Origin of the sequence: Kribbella sp. NPDC051952 (assembly GCF_040680855.1) — a bacterium.
Classification (GTDB): domain Bacteria; phylum Actinomycetota; class Actinomycetes; order Propionibacteriales; family Kribbellaceae; genus Kribbella.
In genome coordinates this window covers 350,061-364,380 of record NZ_JBFAXQ010000001.1, presented here as the reverse complement: position 1 = coordinate 364,380, position 14,320 = coordinate 350,061, and the positions used below count along the sequence as shown (strand labels likewise).

16 protein-coding genes are annotated in these 14,320 nt (G+C 68.8%); 5 read left to right on the top strand and 11 right to left on the bottom strand.

Annotation, left to right across the window (positions count from 1 at the left end; genetic code table 11):
* Positions 1–7: 7 nt before the first annotated feature.
* Positions 8–472, bottom strand: coding sequence for a GNAT family N-acetyltransferase (locus AB0L70_RS01705; RefSeq protein WP_363678809.1), 465 nt, complete (start codon positions 470–472; stop codon positions 8–10).
* Between the two features lie 57 nt (positions 473–529).
* On the opposite strand from AB0L70_RS01705, the gene AB0L70_RS01700 reads away from it, so the two are divergent.
* The gene (locus AB0L70_RS01700) at positions 530–943 is read left to right on the top strand and encodes a PaaI family thioesterase (RefSeq protein WP_363678807.1); all 414 of its coding nucleotides are present in this window, start codon (positions 530–532) and stop codon (positions 941–943) included.
* Between the two features lie 3 nt (positions 944–946).
* On the opposite strand, the gene AB0L70_RS01695 is transcribed toward AB0L70_RS01700, so the two are convergent.
* Both AB0L70_RS01695 and AB0L70_RS01690 read right to left on the bottom strand, forming a co-directional pair.
* The gene (locus tag AB0L70_RS01695) at positions 947–1,288 is read right to left on the bottom strand and encodes a zf-TFIIB domain-containing protein (protein ID WP_363678806.1); all 342 of its coding nucleotides are present in this window, start codon (positions 1,286–1,288) and stop codon (positions 947–949) included.
* Between the two features lie 108 nt (positions 1,289–1,396).
* Positions 1,397–3,304 carry a penicillin-binding transpeptidase domain-containing protein gene (locus AB0L70_RS01690; protein WP_363678804.1) on the bottom strand — a complete coding sequence of 636 codons (1,908 nt, stop codon included), beginning with the start codon at positions 3,302–3,304 and terminating at the stop codon, positions 1,397–1,399.
* A gap of 242 nt (positions 3,305–3,546) precedes the next feature.
* Here AB0L70_RS01690 and AB0L70_RS01685 point away from each other — a divergent pair, with 242 nt between their 5' ends.
* Entirely contained in the window at positions 3,547–3,876 is a 330-nt protein-coding gene (locus AB0L70_RS01685; RefSeq protein WP_363678802.1) for an L-rhamnose mutarotase, read from the top strand.
* Positions 3,877–3,879: 3 nt separating this feature from the next.
* Here AB0L70_RS01685 and AB0L70_RS01680 read toward each other — a convergent pair whose 3' ends face one another.
* The 6 genes from AB0L70_RS01680 to AB0L70_RS01655 all read right to left on the bottom strand — a co-directional run bounded on the left by AB0L70_RS01680 (position 3,880) and on the right by AB0L70_RS01655 (position 9,934).
* A complete protein-coding gene (locus tag AB0L70_RS01680; protein WP_363678800.1) occupies positions 3,880–4,782 on the bottom strand; it encodes a TIGR03620 family F420-dependent LLM class oxidoreductase in 903 nt (300 codons plus the stop codon).
* Between the two features lie 46 nt (positions 4,783–4,828).
* Positions 4,829–5,527 carry a pirin family protein gene (locus tag AB0L70_RS01675; protein ID WP_363678798.1) on the bottom strand — a complete coding sequence of 233 codons (699 nt, stop codon included), beginning with the start codon at positions 5,525–5,527 and terminating at the stop codon, positions 4,829–4,831.
* Between the two features lie 4 nt (positions 5,528–5,531).
* On the bottom strand, positions 5,532–6,038 hold the full coding sequence (locus AB0L70_RS01670) for a DinB family protein (RefSeq protein ID WP_363678797.1): 507 nt from the start codon (positions 6,036–6,038) through the stop codon (positions 5,532–5,534).
* 100 nt (positions 6,039–6,138) lie between these two features.
* Positions 6,139–7,524, bottom strand: coding sequence for a trypsin-like peptidase domain-containing protein (locus tag AB0L70_RS01665; RefSeq protein ID WP_363678795.1), 1,386 nt, complete (start codon positions 7,522–7,524; stop codon positions 6,139–6,141).
* A 101-nt stretch (positions 7,525–7,625) separates the two neighbouring features.
* On the bottom strand, positions 7,626–9,245 hold the full coding sequence (locus AB0L70_RS01660) for a HAMP domain-containing sensor histidine kinase (RefSeq protein WP_363678793.1): 1,620 nt from the start codon (positions 9,243–9,245) through the stop codon (positions 7,626–7,628).
* Positions 9,242–9,934, bottom strand: coding sequence for a response regulator transcription factor (locus tag AB0L70_RS01655; protein WP_363679945.1), 693 nt, complete (start codon positions 9,932–9,934; stop codon positions 9,242–9,244). Before AB0L70_RS01655 ends, AB0L70_RS01660 begins: the two co-directional genes overlap by 4 nt.
* A 284-nt stretch (positions 9,935–10,218) precedes the next feature.
* Here AB0L70_RS01655 and AB0L70_RS01650 point away from each other — a divergent pair, with 284 nt between their 5' ends.
* Positions 10,219–11,211 carry an acetamidase/formamidase family protein gene (locus AB0L70_RS01650; protein WP_363678791.1) on the top strand — a complete coding sequence of 331 codons (993 nt, stop codon included), beginning with the start codon at positions 10,219–10,221 and terminating at the stop codon, positions 11,209–11,211.
* Here the strand turns inward: AB0L70_RS01650 and AB0L70_RS01645 are convergent.
* A complete protein-coding gene (locus tag AB0L70_RS01645) occupies positions 11,152–12,060 on the bottom strand; it encodes a DMT family transporter (protein ID WP_363678789.1) in 909 nt (302 codons plus the stop codon). The genes AB0L70_RS01650 and AB0L70_RS01645 overlap by 60 nt on opposite strands.
* Positions 12,061–12,123: 63 nt before the next feature.
* Here AB0L70_RS01645 and AB0L70_RS01640 point away from each other — a divergent pair, with 63 nt between their 5' ends.
* A complete protein-coding gene (locus AB0L70_RS01640) occupies positions 12,124–12,582 on the top strand; it encodes an Lrp/AsnC family transcriptional regulator (protein ID WP_363678787.1) in 459 nt (152 codons plus the stop codon).
* Positions 12,583–12,705: 123 nt separating this feature from the next.
* Positions 12,706–13,917 carry a pyrophosphate--fructose-6-phosphate 1-phosphotransferase gene (locus tag AB0L70_RS01635; RefSeq protein WP_363678785.1) on the top strand — a complete coding sequence of 404 codons (1,212 nt, stop codon included), beginning with the start codon at positions 12,706–12,708 and terminating at the stop codon, positions 13,915–13,917.
* On the opposite strand, the gene AB0L70_RS01630 is transcribed toward AB0L70_RS01635, so the two are convergent.
* Entirely contained in the window at positions 13,908–14,318 is a 411-nt protein-coding gene (locus tag AB0L70_RS01630) for a low molecular weight protein-tyrosine-phosphatase (protein ID WP_363679943.1), read from the bottom strand. The genes AB0L70_RS01635 and AB0L70_RS01630 overlap by 10 nt on opposite strands.
* Between the last annotated feature and the right edge of the window lie 2 nt (positions 14,319–14,320).

Below are 14,320 nucleotides of genomic sequence, written 5' to 3'. Positions count from 1 at the left end.
GCACCCGTCAGAGTTCCTTGCGCATCTGCTGCGACGAGACGGTGTAGCCGAGGGACTCGTAGAGCGCGATGGCCGGCGCGTTGTTGCCGAACACGTTCAGGTCCAGCTGCTTGTACCCAAGCCGGCGGCACTCCTCCTCGCCCGCGAGCATGATCGCGCGGCCGTAGCCCTTGCCGCGTTGCGTACCGTCCACCTCGATGCCGTAGATGAACGGGATCCGCGGCTTGGTGCCGATCCACAGGCTCCCGACCAGCTCCGCACCGTCCCGGGCGATCCAGATCAGGTGGTGCTCGGTCGCAGGACCGTCGGGCAACAGCCGGTCGGTCTCCGCGTAGGCGAACTTCAGCCCCTCCTCGGAGTCGAGCCCGCGGGCCGGACCGACCCCGGCGGCGAACATCGTGGCAGCGCGGTCCCGCCAGTCCGCGAACTCGGTGTCGGTAATGGGGCGGAGAGTCACCGATGACGTGGTCACGTGCTGACGATAACGCTCCCGACCCCCAGTCCGGCGCTGCCTGATTACCCTGTCGGCATGGAGCTGACTCTCGAACTGGCGGAGAAGACCCTCGCGGCCCAGCCCTTCAGCGTGTTGCTCGGCACCCGGCTGATCGCCTTCGGGGCCGGCGGTGCAACCCTCGAGCTCGACATCCGGCCCGATCTCCAGCAGCAGAACGGTTATCTGCACGGCGGAGTTCTCGGGTATGCCGCCGACAACGCGATCACGTTCGCGGCAGGTACGGCGCTTGGGCCCGAGGTGCTGACCGGTGGCTTCACGATCAGCTACCTCCGCCCGGCCCAAGGCACCGTGCTCCGGGCTGCGGCGAGCGTCGTACACGCGGGCAAGCGGCAGGCCACCTGCACCTGCGAACTGTCCACCGTCGACGAGGACGGTGCCACCACCCTGTGCGCGATCGCGCAGGGCACCGTCATCGCCCTGCGCCGGTAACGCTCAGTCGAAGAGCTCCTCCAGGAAGGACTTCTTCTTCTTGCGCGGGTACTGCTGGTTCCCGTACCGCGGGTCGTAGCGCCGGTCGTCGTCGCGCCGCCGGCGGTCATCGTCGTACCGGCGGTCGTCGTCGTACCGGCGGTCGTCGTCGTACCGCTTCTTCTCCTCGTACCGCGGCTGCTGCGGCGGCGGCGCGTTGTACCGCAGTTCGGCGTCGACGAGCCGCTCCAGCTCACCGCGGTCGAGGAAGATCCCGCGGCACTCGGTGCACTGGTCGACCGTCACGTCACTGCGTTCGTACGTCCGCATCGCGCCATGGCACTTGGGACAGGTCAGGCTCTCCATCCAGCAACCCTAAGTGACGAAATCCCTGCCCTGACGCGCTTTCAGCCAACTCTCAGGAACTTCGGAGGCCAACTCTCAGACAACTGGTTGGCCTCCACAACCAACCCTCTACTTGAAGCTGGAGAGGAAGGTTTTCAGGATCGGACCGGCGGTGTGCGAGCCCGATGCGCCGCCCTCGACGATGACCGCGAAGGCCACGTCGCCGCGGTAGCCGGCCATCCACGCGTTGGTGACGACCTTGCCGCCCTGGACGACCTCGGCGGTGCCGGTCTTGGCGGCGACATTGCCGTTGCCGGCCAGCACCTTGGCGGTACCACCGGTGACGGTCGTCCGCATGAACGTCCGCAGGTTCGCGAGCGTTGCCGCAGGCAACGGAGAGGCGGCCGCGCCGGCCGCGTCCTTCCCCGGGACGAGCACCGGCTTCATCGCCGTACCGTGGTCGACCGTGCCGGCGATCAGCGCCACCGCCAGCGGGCTCGCGGTGACCGTGCCCTGGCCGATCATCGACGCGGCCTCGGCGGTGTCGTCCTTCGGTGCCGGCACCTGACCGCCGTACGCGTTCAGTGACAGGTTGAGGTCCCGTCCGATGCCGAACAGCGCGGCGGTCTTGGTCATCGCGTCCTTCGGCAGCCGCGCGTGCTGCGAGATGAACGCGGTGTTGCAGGACTCGTTGAACGCCTTCTGCATCGTGCCCGCGCCGTACGCCGCGAGTCCGTCGTAGTTCTTGAACGTCTTGCCGAAGACGTTGATCGTGTTCGTGCACGGCAGCGCGGTCGTGGCGGTCTCGCCGCTACCGAGCAACGCCGCCGAGGTGACGATCTTGAACGTCGAACCCGGCGCGTACCGGCCCTGGAACGCGCGGTTGTAGCTGGCGACCGTCGGACCGTTCGCCGCAGCCAGGATCTGACCGGTCGAAGCCTGTACGGCGACCAGCGACGCGGGCAGCTTGCTCGTCGCCAGCGCGGCCTCGGCGGCCTTCTGCATGTTCGTGTCGAGCGTGGTCTTCACCGGCTTCCCGGCGACGCCCTTCTGGCTGAACACGGTCTTGATCGACAGCTTGGTCTTGCCGTCCCGCAGCGTGACCGTGCCGCCCGGCGTACCGGCGAGCTGCTGCTGGAACGCGTACTGAAGGCCGGTCGTCCCGACCTGGTCCTGGGCGGACGCGGCGGTGCCGGCGTTCTTCAGCGTGTCCGCGTTCGCTGTCTTCATCGTGCCGATCAGCGACCGCGCGAACGTCGCGGTCGGCGGCAGCGATTGCGTGCCGCCCATCGTCAGTACGCCGGGCAGCTTCCCCATCGTCGGCCGCAACGCCTCCCACTCCTCGGCGCGGATCGTGATCGCGTCAACGAACTGGCCGGCCGGAGCGGCCTTGGCGCGGGCGGCGAGCTTGGTGCCGTCCACGTCGAGGTTCTTGGTGAAAGCGGCGTACGTCGTGGGCGTGGCCACGTTGCCCGAGGCGACCCCGACGATGACGACCGGGCGGTTCGCGGTGAGAGCGACGCCGTTGCGGTCCTGGATCGAGGCGCGGGCGGGGAGGGCGCGGACCCGCTTGAGGTAGTTCGCGTCGCCGAGTCCGGGGTAGATGGTGTCGCCGGAGGCCTTGATCTTCCAGGTGTCGCCGGTCTTCACGGCGGTCGCCGTACTGGTCCACTTCATCGCGCCGATACCGCGGAGCTGCGCCTCGACGGCGAGGTCCTGGGTGCAGTTGTTGCCGTCGCTGCACTTCGCGTCGCCCTGCGGGGTCACGGTGACGGTGCTGGCGACCAGGGCGGTGTCCACGTCGTCCAGCCGCTTGCCGAAGACGGTCGGGTTGTCGGTCAGCGCGCCCGCCGCGTCCGGCTTGCCGTCCGGCGCCCACGCCTTCACCCAGGCGTCGGCGAACTGCTTGATCACAGCCGCGGAGGCTTGCTTCTCGTCGTTCGGGTCGGCTTTGCCGCCATCGCCGGACTTACTGTCCGAGCATCCGGCGGTGATCAGCAGACTACTCAAACAGACGATCGCAGTGGTTCGCTTCACGTTTCCAACTCTCGCACGACGACGGATGGACACCTGGGACAGTCTTCGGCGTGTGGTTTCCCAACCACGAGGGCGAAACTACTCAACCCACGCAACTACGACGCGCAGACCGGCGCCGGAGTTGGCGCCAGGCGGGCGGATCGTCGGGGTGAATCGATGCAAGAGCCGGAACGTATCGGTGGTCCACCTGGATCGTGGAACCGCGTTCCGGCTCGGCCGGTGCGGGCGTATTCTGCACCCTTGTGACCCGCCTTGCTCTCCACAGCCGGCTGATTGCCGGTACCGAAGAGGCCTACGAGATCGAGCACGCTCGTGTCTGGCCGGAACTGATCACCGTGATGCGCGCTGCCGGCATCACTGACTGGTCCATCTGGCGCAGTGGCCGCGACCTCTTCCACCTGGTCGTCTCCGACGACTACGAGGCCGCCGTCGCCTACCTGAAGAACGACCCGGTCGACCAGCGCTGGCAACAACACATGAGCCAGTTCGTCGAAGGCTTCGCCCAGAACCCCGAAGGCGTAGCCGGCCAGTCCCTCCGCCACGTCTGGACCCTGACCGACCAAACCGACTAGCGGTCAGGGCAACGCGGAGCGCACCTGCGCCAACTGGTCGACGATGCCGGCCAGATCGTGCGCGATCGGCTGGACCAGCACATGATCCGCACCGGCGTCGAGGTGTTCGCGCACCCGGCCCGCGACAGTGTCCGGATCGCCGCAGACGAACAGCGCATCGAACAGCCGGTCGGCGTCGTCCGGGCCGTACCCGAGCCGGCGGAAGTTCGCGGTGTACGCCGAGGTCCTCGAGAAGTTGGCCAGCCCTCCGAACATCGCGCGAACTGTCTCCCGTGCGGTCTTCGGGTCGTCGGTGACGACCACACCCAGCTCCGGAACCAGCAACTTGCCGGGTCCCAGTTCGGAGCGCGCGAAGGCGGTGTGCTCGACCGGCGCCAGGAACGGATGTGCTCCGTCGGTCAGTTCGGCGGCCAGCGCCAGCATCTTCGGGCCGAGGGCGGCAAGCACCCGCGGGTACGTCGCGTCCGGCGGCCCTTCCACCTCGCCCATCCGGCACAGGTAGTCCCGCATCCGCGCCAGCGGGCGGTCGTAGGTCTCGCCGACCCGGTCGACGACGGCCGCCGAGCTGACGCCGATGCCGAGCACGAAGCGATCCGGATATGCCGAGGCCAGGGTCGCTGCCCCGCCGCGCATAGCCTCCGGAACCCGGGCCCACAGGTTCGCGATCCCGGTCCCGACGACGAGTCGCCGGCTGTTCGCGAGGAACTGGCCGTGCCGTGCGAACGCTTCCGCACCGACCAGTCGCTCACCGGTCCACAGGGACCCGTACCCGAGGTCGTCGATCCGGCCGACCGTCCGCGACACCACCGGTCCCGGCGTCGCATCCAGGACCAGCGGCGGCACCCACACCCCGACCCGCCCGGCCCGCTGTAAGAAACCGTCCACTACGTTGGCTCGATCAGTCATGATTTGACATCATAGCGGAGGGTGCCTCCGCTTTGCCTCGTGACAGCTAGGACATCTCCCAGACGAGCAGTTCGGCGCCGGCCGGGCCTGCTGTCACCCGGGGGCCGTCGGTGCTGGTGAGGCGTACGGCGTCCGCCGTACCGAGGTCGCCGGCTCCTTCGAGGGTCGCCGTACCGGTCGCGACGAAGAGGTGCAGGTACGGAGCTGCCGGCAGGGTGATCGATTGGCCGGGGGACAGGCGGGCGACGGACATGCCGGCTGCGGTCTGGTTGATGCGGATGGCGGCGGTGGCGGCGTGGTGGGGTAGGCCGGAGGCGACGGGCGTCAGTTCGCCGGTGGTCAGGTCGAGGTCGGCCTGCTCGTACGACGGAGGCAGGTCGAACCGGTCCGGTCGGACCCACATCTGCACGTAGTGGACCGGTTCGCCGTTGTCGTTCCACTCGGAGTGCTGGATCCCGGAGCCGGCGCTCATCCGCTGGGCCAGACCCGGGTAGACCACCCCGCTGTTCCCTTGCGAATCCCGGTGCACCAGAGCACCGCGCAGTACCCAGGTGACGATCTCCAGGTCCTGATGCGGATGCGTTTCGAATCCGGTGCCTGAGGCAACGGTCTCGTCGTTGTGTGCCAGCAGGAACCCGAACCCGACGTTCGCCGGATCGTAGTGCGGCCCGAACGAGAACGAGTGCCGCGAGTCCAGCCACTCCGACGAGGTCACGAACCGATCGCCCGCCCGCCGGATCTCCATGGCTCTAGTAATACCCCCTCTGCCCGTCCAGCAGCTCCCGCATGGTGTCGAGATGCCCGACGTGCCGCGCGGTCTCCTCGACCATGTGGATCAGGATCCACCGCAGCGACGGAGCGAAGTCCGACTGCTTGCCGAGATCGTCCAGCGAATGAGCGGCCACGATCTCGTTCGACTGCGCCCACTGCGCGTCGAACTCGTCCAGCAACCGCGCCAGCGGTACGCCGTCCACGATCCAGGCCGCGTCCTTCGGCTCCTTCTGGAACGAGGGGTTGTCCGCCTCCGGCTCGGCCAGGAAGACCACGTTGAACCAGACGTGCTCGTTCCACCGAAGATGCGACACGAGCCCGGCCGGCGTCATCCTCGGCGAGTCCGGCAACACCGCCCGGTGCTCGTCCTCGGCCCGCAACCCCGCCAACTTGTGCCGCACCAGCTTCCGCTGCAAATCCAGCCACCCCACCAGCTGCGTCCGCTCATCCGCCCCGAGCGCCGGCCGCGCCTGATAAAAGTCCATGCCGCGAACCTAGCGGCTCACCAGGCCGGTTCGGCTGCCCGAAACAAAAGGGACTGCGCCGCTCGGTGGGCGGCGCAGTCCCGGTTTGATTGACGGTTGGTCAGCCGGTGGGGTTCCCGTTGTCCGAGCCGAGGGTGGCGGTGACGGACTGGGCCTTGCCGGCCCGGATGAAGTTGACCTTCACCTGATCGCCCGGGCGGTGCGAACGGACTGCGGCGACCAACGCGTCCCCTGACGCGATCGCCTTGCCGTCTACTGCAGTCACCACATCGTTCGACTGCAGTCCGGCCTTGTCCGCCGCACCGCCGGACGTTACCTCGCCGAGGCGTGCCCCATTCGTGAGCCCGTCGGAGGTTTGCGCGTCGCCGACCGTCACACCGAGCCGCGCATGCGTGGCCTTGCCCTTGGCCACCAGCTCGTCGACGATCGGCTTGGCCTGGTCAATCGGGATCGCGAAGCCCAGGCCAATGTTCCCGCCCTCGGATTGTCCCGATCCTCCGGCGGTCTTGATCGCGCTGTTGATTCCGACCACCTGGCCGGCGAGGTCGATCAGAGCGCCGCCGGAGTTACCCGGGTTGATCGCGGCGTCCGTCTGAATTGCTGGGAAGACCGTCGTACTGTCCTGCTGCTCGTCGCCCGAGGTGACCGGGCGGTTCAGCGCCGAGACGATACCGCTCGTCACGGTCGCCTCCAGGCCGAACGGCGAGCCGATCGCGACCACGCCCTGCCCGACCGCGAGCTTGCCGCTGCTGCCGAGCGTCGCCGGGGTGAGATCGGTGGCGTCGGCCTTGATCACGGCGAGGTCGGTGAGCGCGTCGGTGCCCTTGATGGTGGCCGAAACGGTCCGGCCGTCGTTCAGCATCACGGTGATCGTGGCGCCTTGACCGGCGCCAGCGACCACGTGGTTGTTGGTGACGATCAGGCCGTCCTTGCTGATCACGATGCCGGACCCGGTCGCCGCGCCCTGCGAGTTCGCGACCGCGATCTTCACCGTGCTCGGCAGCACCTTCGCGGCGGCGTTCTGGACCGAGCCGTCCGGCGCCGAGGCGGGTGCCGCCTGGTTGCCGTTCAGCGGGGCCGTCACGGACGGCGCGTTGCTGGTGTTGTCGTTGGTCGCCGAGTACACCGCGGCGCCGCCGACACCACTCGCGGTGCCGACCACGAGGGCGGTCAGCGCGACGAGGGCCAGGCCGCGCCGCTTCGGCTTCTCCGGCGCGGCCGCTGGTGCCTGCTGCGGGCCGAAGGGCCAGCTCGAGCCCGGAGACGTCCCCTGATGCGTCCCCGGCCCGAACTGGGGGTAAGCGCTCCCACCTGACGGGTGCTGGCCCGCTCCCTGGCCCGGCCGCTGCGGCTGCCCACCCTGCGGGGCGAACTGCTGCTGCTGATGTTGCCCGTAGAGGGGCAACTGCTGCGTCCGCTCCGGCCCCTGCGGTTGCGGGTTCTGGCCGGGCTGGTTCGGCTGCTGCGGCGGCTGGTTCTCGGTCATGACGAGTACTTTGTCCGCCGGACCTGAGAAGCCCCTGAAGATCGGCTCGGAGCTACCGAAGAACTCCATGAAGATCCTCTGAAGGATCGGTCAGGGAATCTTCAGCGTGTCTGGGTCGCGGCGTGCGGGAGCCACAGCGTGAACTGCGCTCCGGTGCCAGGCGCGTTCCGGGCGTAGATCATCCCGCCGTGCTGCTCCGCCGCGTGCTTCACGATCGCGAGCCCCAGGCCCGATCCCGGCCGGCTCCGTGCCTCACTGGACCGGTAGAACCGCTCGAAGACGTGCGGCAGGTCGGCGTCGGCGATACCAGGCCCGGAGTCGGTCACCGTGAGTACGCCGTCCAGCAGGCGGACTGTCACCCGGCCGAGCGGGTGTCCGTCGCTGGGCGGGCTCGCACCGTCGGGCAGGCTGTACTTCGCCGCGTTGTCGAGCAGGTTCGTCACCGCACGTCCGAGCAGCCGCTCGTCGCCCCACACCGGGAACGGCGTGAGCTGGACGTCCCACTCCAGCCCTGGTGCGCGTCGCCGTACCTTGATCACGGCGTCCTCGACCACGTTGGACAGCTCGATCAGCTCCGCGTTGCGCACCTGTGGGGTGTCGCGGGCCAGCTCGGTCAGGTCGCCGATCAGCGTGGTCAGTTCGTCCATCTGAGCGCGTACGTCGTCCAGCAGTTGCTGCCGGTCCTCCGGTCGGAGGCCGCCGCGTTTGTCCGCCTGGGCGAGCAGGTCGAGGTTGGTCCGGATGCTGGTGAGCGGCGTACGCAACTCGTGCCCCGCGTCGCCGACCAGGCGTCGCTGCCGGTCCTGGGAACGCGCGAGCGCCGCGAGCATCGCGTTGAACGCCTGCGCTAGCCGCGAGATCTCATCCGAGCCGGCGACCGGGATCGGCTTCAGGTCTTCCGTACGCGCGACATGCTCGGCGGCACCCGTGAGCCGGGCCAGCGGCCGCAGGCCGGACCTGGCGACCGCGTTGCCGGCCAGGGCCGCGCCGATCACGCCGATCAGGCCGAACGCCCAGAGCACGATGCCGAGGTTGTGCAACGTCTGGTCGATCGGCCCCAGCGACTGGGCGACAACCAGTGCCCCGGGCTGCAGGAGCGAGTCGTCGTTGCTGCACTCCTCGCTCAGCCCGGCCGGGCAGTAGCGAGCAGGCACGGCAACGACCCGGAAGTGCGAGCCGCCGTTACGTACGCCGACAGTCCGCAGACTCGCCTCGTTGCCCTGGGAGCGGGCGATCTGGAGTTCGTCGTCACCCATCGGGGGCAGCGGGCTCTTCCGCGCGCCCCACTGCTGACCGTCCGCACCGACGACACCCACCCGGATGTCGCTCAGGCCGAACGCGTCCGCGGAGATGTTCTCCAGGTTGGTGAGGTTGGTCAGCACGCCCTTCTGGGCAGCCTGGCCGGCCCGGAGGATCAGGCTGTCGTCCAGGTTCTGGTACATCTGCTGGCGCACGGTGATGTACGCCGCCACACTCACGATCGCGACCGCGAGACCGACCGCGACCGCCGCGAGCATCGTGACGCGGGCGTGCAGGCTCAGCCGGTGGAGTGTTTCGTTCCACCAGGTCTGCGTCCTGGCCGCGGTCGCGACGACACGATTCCCGTTCCCGTTGCCGTTGCCGGTGGCAACGGGCTGTGGCGTCGGTCGTGGTGCGGCCTGGCCGGCCGGTTGCGGCCGGTCGGCGTACGACGGGAAGTCGTCCGGGTGTTCACGGCTCACGGTGGCGTGTCTCGCAGCACGTAGCCGATACCGCGGACGGTGTGGATCAGGCGAGGCAGATCGTTCACCTCGGTCTTGCGGCGCAGGTAGCCGATGTAGACCTCGAGCGAGTTCGCCGTGGTCGGGAAGTCGTAACCCCAGACCGCGTCCAGGATCACCGCACGCTCGAGCACCCGGCGCGGGTTGCGGATCAGCAGCTCGAGCAGGGAGAACTCGGTCCGGGTGAGCGGGATCGGGACCTCGCCCCGATGCACCTCGTGCGCGTCCACGTCGACGACGAGATCGGCGTACTGCAGCACTTCGCCGCGCTGGCCGCCCTCGCCGGGCGTGGTGCTGCGCCGGAGCAGGGCGCGGAGCCGGGCGAGCAGCTCCTCGAGCGCGAACGGCTTGGTCAGGTAGTCGTCGCCGCCGGCGTCCAGGCCGTCGACCCGGTCCGCGACCGCGTCCCGCGCGGTCAGCACCAGGATCGGCACATTGTTGCCCGCGGCCCGCAAGGCCTTGGTGGTCTCGAGCCCGTCCAGGCGCGGCATCATCACGTCCATCACCACGACGTCCGGCTCGACGTTGCCGATCACCGCGAGCGCCTCGGCGCCGTCGGCCGCGGTCACCACCTCGAAGTCGTTGAACTCCAGCGAACGGCGCAGCGAGTCCCGGACCGCCCGGTCGTCGTCCACCACCAGTACCCGCATCCCGCGCTCCCGCTCCGCTCGAGTTTCCATCATCGTGAATGTAGGCCGTCAGTTTGAGAATCGCCTGAGAACCCGCTGATCACTACCCCAATACCTCCTCCACACCTGAGCCTCTGTCCGTGTGCCCTGCCGCGCTGCGCGGCACTCGGCGGGCACATCGCCGCGTTGGAGGGCGAGGCACGGAGAACCCCACTCCGAGCCTCGCCCTCCGCCTTGCGATGCACTCCGCCGAGCACCTGCTCGCGGCTGGCAGGGCACACGGACAGAGGCTAAGTTGACGAGTCGTGGACATCCTCGAATTCACGCCTGAGCCCGATGACCTTGCCTGGACCTTCGGCGGGGTCCCGCCCGTACGCCGGATCACGCCGGGGACTGCCCTGCGGCTGTGGACCGAGGACGCGTTCGTCGGAAGACTGCGCAGGACGACGGACCTCGCGAGCGCCTCGTTGAACATGCCGTTCGTGAACCCGCAGACCGGGCCGTTCTACGTCGAGGGCGCCGAGCCGGGCGACACCCTGGTCCTGCACTTCGTCGAGCTCACGCCGGCCCGGAGCTGGGGTGCGTCCGCGACCATCCCGTTCTTCGGCGGCCTGACCAGCACCGACCGGACCGCCACCCTGCAGGACCCGCTGCCCGAGCGCACGTGGATCTACGAGGTGGACACCGCGAACCAGACCGTCGGTTTCCAGGCCCAGGGCAGTGACCTGGAGATCGCACTGCCGATCGAGCCGATGCTCGGCACGGTCGGGGTGGCTCCTGCGGCTGGTGAGGTCCGCTCGTCGTTGGTGCCCGACTCGTTCGGCGGCAACATGGACACCCCGGAGATGCGGGCCGGTGCGACCTGCTACCTCAACGTCAACGTGGAGGGCGCGCTGTTCTCCGTTGGTGACGGCCACTACCGCCAGGGCGAGGGCGAGTCCTGTGGGACCGCGGTCGAGGGCGCGATGAACGTCGTACTGATCGTCGATCTGCTCAAGACACCCGGACCGGTCTGGCCGCGGATCGAGAACGACGAGTACCTGGCTGTGGTCGGGTCGAGTCGCCCACTCGAGGACGCCTGGCGGGCCGGTCAGGTCGACATGGTTGGCTGGCTCGGTCAGTTGTACGGACTGGACAAGCTGGACGCGTACCAGCTGCTCAGCCAGGTCAGTGAGGTCCCGCTGGCCAACGTGGTCGACGCCAACTACAGCGTGGTCACCAAGGTCCCGAAGCGCCTGCTACCGCCGGTCAACGCGTACGACGGCATCCACCGGCACCTGCGGGGTCTCACGCTTTGACCTGCTGACGGCCACCCCGACCAAGCACAGCGCACCACCGACGACCGCAAGGGTCGCCGGAGTCTCACCGAGCAACGCCCACGCGAGCAGGACCGCCACCATCGGCACGAGGTACGTCGTCGCGCCCATCCGGCCCGCGCTGGTCCGGGACAACGCATAGGCCCAGGTCGAGAAGCCAAGCGCAGTGGGGAAGGCGCCCAGGTAGAACACCCACCAGAGCGTCGAAGGCTGCGCCGTACTGACCTCTCGAACCAGTGCGGGTGCGTAAGGCAGACAGACGACTGTACCGATTACGCAAGCCAGCCAGGTGACCTGTGCGGCGGGCAGTCGGCTCAGCAGCGGCTTCTGCGTGACCACACCGACCGCATAGGACACAGCGGCCGTAATGCACAGCACTACGCCCCACGTCTCGGCGTGACCGGTGGATGTGGACAATCCGATCAACGCGACGCCGCCGAAGGCGACGAGGCTGCCGATGACCAGCTGCCGCGGGAATCCCTCGCCCAGTGTCAACCCGGCCAGAAGTGCGACCAGGAGCGGAGCTATGTGGACGAGCATCGCCGAGGTGCCCGCGTCCAGGCGCCGTTCGGCAGCGTTGAGGGCCAGGTTGTAGACGCCGAACCACAGCACACCGCAGCCCAGGAGCAGCGGCCAGTCCCGGCGCCGCGGCAGCCGGAACGGCTCCCGTTTGACCAGCAACAGCAGCCCGAGCAGCAGACTCCCGATCAGCAGCCGGGCGAGCGACAGCGGCCCGGCGGACAGTTCGGTGCCGAGGTGGCGGATGGCCACGAAGGCAGAGGCCCACAGGACGACGGTGACGCCGGCAGCGCCGAGGGCGGTGGGTTTCATGTGCTCAACGGTAGAAAGGCGCGAATCCAGATGCCATGATGAAACGGAGCCAAGGAGGTCGGTTTGCTTACCGAACTGAGAAGCCAATTGCTGGATGAGCTCAACTCCCGGATTCTGCAGGAGCTGACCGTGGACCCGCGGCTGCGGACCACGGAGCTGGCTCGGCGGCTGGGCGTGTCCACGCCGACCGTGCGCGAACGCGTCACCCGGCTGGAGGAGGCCGGCGTGATCCGCGGGTACCGGCTCGACATCGATCCCGCCGCACTCGGCCGCCCGGTCGCCGCCTGGGTCCGGCTGAAGCCCGGCCCGGGTCAGGTCCGCCGGATCGCCGAGCTGGCGCAGCGCACCCCGGAGGTGGTCGAGTGCCACCGGATCTCGGGTGAGGACTGCTTCCTGATGCGGGTCCAGGTCCCGGCGATCGACAAGCTCGAGGACCTCCTCGACCGGTTCGGTCCGTACGGCCAGACCAACAGCTCGTTCATCGTCTCGACGCCGGTGGCGCCACGGTCGGTGCCGCTCTAGGTTTCGTCGTACGCCGTGATCGTGGTCGCCGGGTCCGAAGGGTGGCCCCCAACCAGCGCCGACGGTGGTCTGCATCACTAGTCTGGTGCCGACTTCAGCGACCTCCGGAAGGGACCCTGACCCATGGCTGCCGACAAGTCCGTCCGCAGAGTTGCACTGCTCACCGCCGGTGGGCTCGCGCCCTGCCTGTCCTCCGCCGTCGGCGGGCTGATCGAGCGCTACACGGCGGTGGCGCCCGACGTCGAGATCATCGCCTACCTGAACGGGTACCACGGCCTGCTCAGCGGCCGCTTCGTCGAGGTGACCCCGGAGGTCCGGGAGAAGGCGGCCCTGCTGCACAAGTTCGGTGGCAGCCCGATCGGCAACAGCCGGGTGAAGCTGACCAACACCGCTGACCTGGTCAAGCGCGGGCTGATCGCCGAGGGGCAGAACGCTCTCCAGGTCGCGGCCGAGCGCCTGGTCGCGGACGGTGTCGACGTACTGCACACGATCGGTGGCGACGACACCAACACCACGGCGGCCGATCTGGCGGCGTACCTGCACGAGCACGACTACGACCTCACCGTGGTCGGCCTGCCGAAGACGATCGACAACGACGTGATCCCGATCCGGCAGAGCCTGGGTGCGTGGACCGCGGCCGAGCAGGGCGCGCTGTTCGCCCGCAACATCATCGCCGAGCACAGCTCGAACCCCCGGATGCTGATCGTGCACGAGGTGATGGGCCGTAACTGCGGATGGTTGACCGCGGCAACGGCCCGGTCGTACCGGGAGTGGCTGGCCACGCAGGAGTGGAATCCGGGCATCGGCCTGGACCAGGGCGGCTGGGACGTCCACGCGGTGTACGTGCCGGAGGCAACGATCGATCTGGACGCGGAGGCGGACCGGCTGCGTCAGGTGATGGACGAGCAGGACTGCGTGAACATCTTCCTGTCCGAGGGTGCCGGCGTGCCGGCGATCGTGGCGGAGATGGAGGCGCGCGGCGAGGAGGTCGGCCGCGATCCGTTCGGGCACGTCAAGCTGGACACGATCAACCCCGGTGCCTGGTTCGCCAAGCAGTTCGCGGAGCGGATCGGCGCGGAGAAGACGATGGTGCAGAAGAGCGGCTACTTCAGCCGTTCGGCCGCGGCCAACGACCGCGACCTCGCGCTGATCAAGGAGTGCACCGACTACGCGGTGGACGCCGCGCTGCGGGCCGAGAGTGGCGTCGTCGGCCACGACGAGGAGCGCGGCGACGAGCTCCGCGCGATCGAGTTCCCCCGGATCGCCGGCGGCAAGGAATTCGACCCCACCGTCGACTGGTTCGTCGCCCTCAAGTCGGACATCGGTCAGGGCTGATTGGTGCTGAGGCGGCCGACCCACTGGTCGGCCGCCTTCTCTATCTGGGCGAGGACTTCATCGAAGCCGGCGTCCTCGCCGTAGTACGGATCAGGTACGTCGTCATCGGCGAACAGGCGGGCTTCGCCGGCAAGCTCGGCCAGGTGACCTGAGTCCATCGCGAGCACGAGGTCGCGGTCCGCGAACCACGCGCTGCGGAACTGGCGGGCTCGATGCGAACTGCCGTCGTACCCACGTCGGCGCAGCGCGGCCGCGGCCCGGGGATCCATCGGGTCGCCGGCGTGCCAGCCGCCCGTCCCCGAGCTCGTCACCTCGACGTCGTCGACCCCCGCCTCGGCGAGCTTGGCGCGCAGCACGACCTCACCCATCGGGGACCGGCAGATGTTGCCGCTGCAGACGATCT

What these genes read in the sequence shown, in the direction of transcription:
- AB0L70_RS01700 (WP_363678807.1), top strand. Translation starts at nt 530, where the DNA reads ATGGAGCTGACTCTCGAACTGGCGGAGAAGACCCTCGCGGCCCAGCCC.
- AB0L70_RS01695 (WP_363678806.1), bottom strand. Translation starts at nt 1,288, where the DNA reads ATGGAGAGCCTGACCTGTCCCAAGTGCCATGGCGCGATGCGGACGTAC.
- AB0L70_RS01680 (WP_363678800.1), bottom strand. Translation starts at nt 4,782, where the DNA reads ATGACTGATCGAGCCAACGTAGTGGACGGTTTCTTACAGCGGGCCGGG.
- AB0L70_RS01675 (WP_363678798.1), bottom strand. Translation starts at nt 5,527, where the DNA reads ATGGAGATCCGGCGGGCGGGCGATCGGTTCGTGACCTCGTCGGAGTGG.
- AB0L70_RS01670 (WP_363678797.1), bottom strand. Translation starts at nt 6,038, where the DNA reads ATGGACTTTTATCAGGCGCGGCCGGCGCTCGGGGCGGATGAGCGGACG.
- AB0L70_RS01665 (WP_363678795.1), bottom strand. Translation starts at nt 7,524, where the DNA reads ATGACCGAGAACCAGCCGCCGCAGCAGCCGAACCAGCCCGGCCAGAAC.
- AB0L70_RS01655 (WP_363679945.1), bottom strand. Translation starts at nt 9,934, where the DNA reads ATGCGGGTACTGGTGGTGGACGACGACCGGGCGGTCCGGGACTCGCTG.
- AB0L70_RS01645 (WP_363678789.1), bottom strand. Translation starts at nt 12,060, where the DNA reads ATGAAACCCACCGCCCTCGGCGCTGCCGGCGTCACCGTCGTCCTGTGG.
- AB0L70_RS01635 (WP_363678785.1), top strand. Translation starts at nt 12,706, where the DNA reads ATGGCTGCCGACAAGTCCGTCCGCAGAGTTGCACTGCTCACCGCCGGT.